We start from the raw sequence: 4,728 nt of genomic DNA on the forward strand, positions 1-4,728 counted from the left end.
TGACCTCCTTTCGCATTTGTATGTTATGGGAATCATTATACCGCGAATGGTGATTCAACAAAACCTTTTTGGTTCTGGCTTGTCCAGGTTAGGGAGGTATTCATACCCAGGGTGAAGTCGATTATTGATATCATCAACCTGCCTTGGGCCTATCACAGTGACGGAAAACTGGACGCGGTAATGGACGATCTTGTGTCCCTGGGGATGAAGGCCATTAACCCGTTCCAGCCGGATGTGATGGATATCAAGGCCATGAAAGAAAAATACGGAGATAAAATTGCAGTATGGGGAAACATCGACCTTCATTATACATTGACCCGGGGAACCGTGGACGAAGTGATTGAAGAAGTAAAGACCCGATTCCGGGAGGTCGGTCCCGGCGGCGGCTATATTATTAGCAGCGGCAACACCCTGACCGATTACTGCAAAATTGAAAATGTCCTGGCCATGATTGATACCATAGACAAGTATCGAGAATATCCGATTTGTATTGAATAGAGGGTTCGCTGGCCAGTCTGTGGTATGGGAGAAGCTCCCATGCCACACCGACTACAGAAAAAACGGCTAAACACCAACAAAAAAAACTGAGGAAAAAAAGCATGAAAGCTGACTCCCCCGCCCAAGACACCAAAGTCGATAAAACCGTACTTATCCCGGCCATGGTCGTTATTATCTTTGTCTGCGGGCTTTTGACAGCTTTTCCCGAAGCCGGGGGCAAATACTTGAACCGGCTGCTTGCCTTTACGACAAACGAACTGGGAATCCTTTATCTTTGGCTTGGGGTGTTCAGTCTGGGATTCATGGGCTGGATCATTTTTGGTAAGTACGGCGCCATCAAGCTGGGAAAGCCCGAGGAAACCCCTGAATTTTCAACCCCGAGCTGGATCATGATGCTGTTTTGCGCAGGGCTTGGGTCAGGCGCCTTATACTGGGGAAGTATTGAATGGGCCTATTATTATCTGTCGCCGCCATTTAGCCTTGCGCCCAAATCTGTTGAGGCTGGAAACCATGCGGCAATGTACGGGATGTTCCACTGGGGCATTATGGCTTGGGCAATGTATGCGCTGCCTTCGGTTCCCATCGCCTATGCCTTTCATGTGAAAAAAATTCCTTACCTTCGGATGAGTTCAGCCTGTAAGGGGATATTGGGACACCATGCAGACGGACTGCCCGGAAAAATAATTGATATTTTTTTTATCCTCGGCCTCATGGGAGGCGTAGGTGCCACCCTGGGGCTGAGTACCCCAATGCTTTCCCAGGGTATCGCCCAGTTGACCGGCCTGGTGAGAAGCTTTGAAATGGACGTTGTGATCATCGTCCTCTGGACTGCTCTGTTTGGAACAAGCGTTTACCTCGGCCTTGAAAGGGGAATTAAACGGCTCAGTGACTTCAACGTATGTATTGGCCTTGCATTAATCTGCTTTATGCTGTTTTCAGGGCCGACCATCTTTATCCTATCCACGTTCACCAACAGTGTCGGCCTGCTGTTTGATAAATTTATTCTCATGAGCCTGGGCACCGATCCCATTGGAAAGAGCGGGTTTGCCCAGGGATGGACCATTTTTTACTGGGCCTGGTGGATTGCCTATGCCCCTTATATGGGGTTGTTTGTAACACGGATCTCCAGGGGAAGATCCTTGGGGGAGATGGCCTTTGCACAATGCTTCTGGGGGAGTATGGGATGCTGGGTGATTTTTTCAGTTTTGGGAAATACCGGCCTGTATTTTGAACTCAATGAGATCGTACCTGTCACCCGGATTCTCACGGATCAAGGGGCACCCGCCGCTATTATTGAAATCATTCGTCATTTTCCCTTGGGTTCCGGGGTGCTGGTTATTTTTCTCATACTCGGCTTTGTATATTCCGCCACCACAATGGATTCTGCGGCATTTGTCGTGGCATCGGTCGCCTCAGACAAGATGCTGCCTACGGATCAGCCTGCACGGTGGCATCGGCTGCTTTGGGCCTTGGTTCTGGGTGGGGTAACCCTGACCATGATGTATCTTGGCGGTTTGAAAAACATCCAGACCTTATGTGTTGTTGCGGCTTTCCCTCTTATTTTTATAATTGGGCTGAGTGTCTGCTCTCTGCTCAGATGGCTTAAGGAAGATGAACCGACAACTCCTCAAAACTAAGGATACCCGCTTTCATTTGTTTTTTGTTTTGAAAACACACGATTCCAAACAAGTTTAAAATATTTGACATTTAATTTTTAATATTAAATATTTAAACGTTTGTTAACGTTCATATAAGACAAGGAATTGTAAATGATAGGCTCAAGAATTTCAGATCAAATATTCGACATCATCCGAAAACGAATTATCAACATGGAGTTTTATTTTGGCGAAAGAATAGATGTTCAAAGATTGGCGGAAGAACACAATATAAGCCAAACCCCAATTACTCTGGCTCTGAATCGGTTGTGTGACAGAGGACTTGTGACCCGGAAGGGAAGGTCCGGCTATTATGTGCTTGAACTGGACAAAGAAGAAATAGAAGAAATTTACGATTTGCGGTGTATGCTTGAAGTATACACTCTGAAATCGGCAATAGAGAATATTAATCATGATACCCTCAGGGCAATGAAAAGCAAATGGTCGATGTATCAAAATATACCTGACGGAAAATATGAAAAACATATGATAACGGAAATGCTGGAACTGGATCTTCAATTCCATAAATTTCTTATAAATAGCAGCTCCCATAAAAAAACAAAAATTTTGTATGCGAGTATTTGTGATATTATGGGAATTTCAATACTCGTGGGGGGGGACTGGGCCACGGCTATCCAGGAACATATAGACATTATAGATGCCATTCTTGAAAGTAACGAAACCAAAACTGCCAAACTTCTGAATACACATATAAAAAACGGAAAGACTTATGTAAAAAAAAATTTTACGGAATTGATTCCGAAAGCCTGAATCGTGCAAGATTTTAGAGAATAACTATAAACTTAAGGAAATCAGAACAAGGGGAAAACAATGACAGACTTTAATGCAATGACAGACGCCCTGGTATCCTGTGATGCCCCAACCCTCACCAATCTTGTCAACGACGCCCTGGCCGCCGACACCCCGGCCCAGGATATCCTGAACAAGGGACTCATCGCCAGTATGGACATTGTGGGCGAAAAAATGGAATCCGGCGACATGTTCATCCCGGAAGTTCTCATGGCCGCCCAGGCCATGGGTTCCTGTGTGGAGATCCTCAAGCCCCTCCTGGGGGAGGGGGAAGGCGCTTCTGGAGCGTCCGTGCTCATAGGTACCGTTAAAGGCGACCTCCACGACATCGGAAAGAACCTGGTGGCCATGATGATGGAAAGTGCTGGCCTGGAAATCCACAACCTGGGGGTTGATATCGCCCCGGAAGACTTTGTGGCAGAAATCAAAAAGAAAAAGGCACAAATCGTCTGCCTCTCGGCACTTCTCACCACCACAATGCCTGCAATGAAACAAACTGTGGATGCCATTGTGGAATCGGGTCTTCGTGACCAGGTGAAAATCATGGTGGGTGGTGCTCCTGTGACCCAGGCATTTGCCGACGAAATCGGTGCAGACGGCTTCGCAGCAGACGCTGGCTCGGCCTCCAAAATGGTCAAATCTTTTATCAACTGAGGAGTAAACAATGTTTGAAGTCATAGGAGAACGAATCAACACTTCCAGAAAATTAGTTCAGGCGGCGGTTGCCGAACGGGACGCCGAGTACATCATCAATGATGTCAAAAAACAACAGAAAGTAGGAGCAAGCTTTATAGACGTGAATGCCGGTGCCCGCATCGGCCACGAAGAAGAAGATATGCGTTGGCTTTTGGACACAATACAACCATTTTGTGCGATCCCATTAGCCTTGGACAGCCCAGATCCAGCCGTCCTTGAAATGGCCTTTTCAATGGTGGACCAAACCCCTATGGTCAATTCAATATCTCTGGAAAAAGAACGGTTCGATGCCATGATGCCTTTTCTGGACGGAAAAGAATGCAAAATTATTGCTCTGTGTATGGATGACGCTGGCATGCCTGAATCCAGCAAAGACATTTTAGGCAGGGCCAAAAATTTGATCAAGGAACTTAACGGTGTCGGCATCATCACAGCCAATATCTATGTTGATCCGCTGGTCCAACCTATTTCAACGAATTCTAACAAAGGTATTATGGTATTGGATGCGGTAAGGGCAATTAAGGCAGAGTTTCCGGAGGTACACATTACCGGCGGCCTTTCCAATATCTCCTACGGCTTGCCCCAGCGCCACATCATCAATCGAACATTTGTTGCGCTAATGATGGATGCGGGAATGGATTCGGCGATTATCGATCCGTTGGATAAAAAAATTATGGCAACCATTCAAACGGCCGATATGCTTCTGGGTAACGACCAGTTCTGTATGGAATACCTTAAAGGCGTTCGTTCTGGTACTATTGAAAGTTAAAAATTTCAGCCCTCCCAAAACCCTACATAGAACTTTGGATGTAGGGTTTTCCTTTTTAAAAATAAGTAGTATTCAGACATATTCCATGGGCGGGATCATGGGCCTTTCCCGGTGGCCACCTGGAGTTCAATGAATCCGTTGAAATGTGTGCCACAAGGGAGGTTTTTGAAGAAACCGGCCTGTCTGTAAAAAATCCCCGCTTTGCCACAATGACCAATGACCTGTTCCATGAATCAGACAAACACTATGTGACCCTATTTGTTGTATGTGAATATAAAAACGGAGATGTGGAAATAAAAG

At 46.1% G+C, this 4,728-nt stretch carries 6 protein-coding genes; all 6 read left to right on the forward strand.

Annotated features, from left to right (window positions below; genetic code table 11):
- Nucleotides 1–102: 102 nt before the first annotated feature.
- Nucleotides 103–498: a uroporphyrinogen decarboxylase family protein gene (locus B9A32_RS20695; protein WP_084072059.1), complete on the forward strand. Its 396-nt coding sequence runs from the start codon at nt 103–105 to the stop codon at nt 496–498.
- Between the two features lie 101 nt (nt 499–599).
- Nucleotides 600–2,135 (forward strand): BCCT family transporter, encoded by a 1,536-nt coding sequence (locus tag B9A32_RS20700; RefSeq protein WP_084072061.1) that lies wholly within the window; start codon nt 600–602, stop codon nt 2,133–2,135.
- A 132-nt stretch (nt 2,136–2,267) separates the two neighbouring features.
- Entirely contained in the window at nt 2,268–2,924 is a 657-nt protein-coding gene (locus B9A32_RS20705; RefSeq protein ID WP_084072063.1) for a GntR family transcriptional regulator, read from the forward strand.
- Between the two features lie 60 nt (nt 2,925–2,984).
- Nucleotides 2,985–3,617 (forward strand): cobalamin B12-binding domain-containing protein, encoded by a 633-nt coding sequence (locus B9A32_RS20710; protein ID WP_084072066.1) that lies wholly within the window; start codon nt 2,985–2,987, stop codon nt 3,615–3,617.
- A gap of 10 nt (nt 3,618–3,627) precedes the next feature.
- Nucleotides 3,628–4,428, forward strand: coding sequence for a dihydropteroate synthase (locus tag B9A32_RS20715; RefSeq protein WP_084072068.1), 801 nt, complete (start codon nt 3,628–3,630; stop codon nt 4,426–4,428).
- Nucleotides 4,429–4,508: 80 nt separating this feature from the next.
- Nucleotides 4,509–4,728, forward strand: a 220-nt coding sequence (locus B9A32_RS20720) for a nucleotide triphosphate diphosphatase NUDT15 (RefSeq protein WP_139795923.1), incomplete at its 3' end; no start/stop codon positions are given.

The sequence above is a fragment of the Desulfocicer vacuolatum DSM 3385 genome (assembly GCF_900176365.1).
GTDB lineage: Bacteria > Desulfobacterota > Desulfobacteria > Desulfobacterales > Desulfobacteraceae > Desulfocicer > Desulfocicer vacuolatum.

What these genes read in the sequence shown, in the direction of transcription:
- B9A32_RS20700 (WP_084072061.1), top strand. Translation starts at nt 600, where the DNA reads ATGAAAGCTGACTCCCCCGCCCAAGACACCAAAGTCGATAAAACCGTA.
- B9A32_RS20705 (WP_084072063.1), top strand. Translation starts at nt 2,268, where the DNA reads ATGATAGGCTCAAGAATTTCAGATCAAATATTCGACATCATCCGAAAA.
- B9A32_RS20710 (WP_084072066.1), top strand. Translation starts at nt 2,985, where the DNA reads ATGACAGACTTTAATGCAATGACAGACGCCCTGGTATCCTGTGATGCC.
- B9A32_RS20715 (WP_084072068.1), top strand. Translation starts at nt 3,628, where the DNA reads ATGTTTGAAGTCATAGGAGAACGAATCAACACTTCCAGAAAATTAGTT.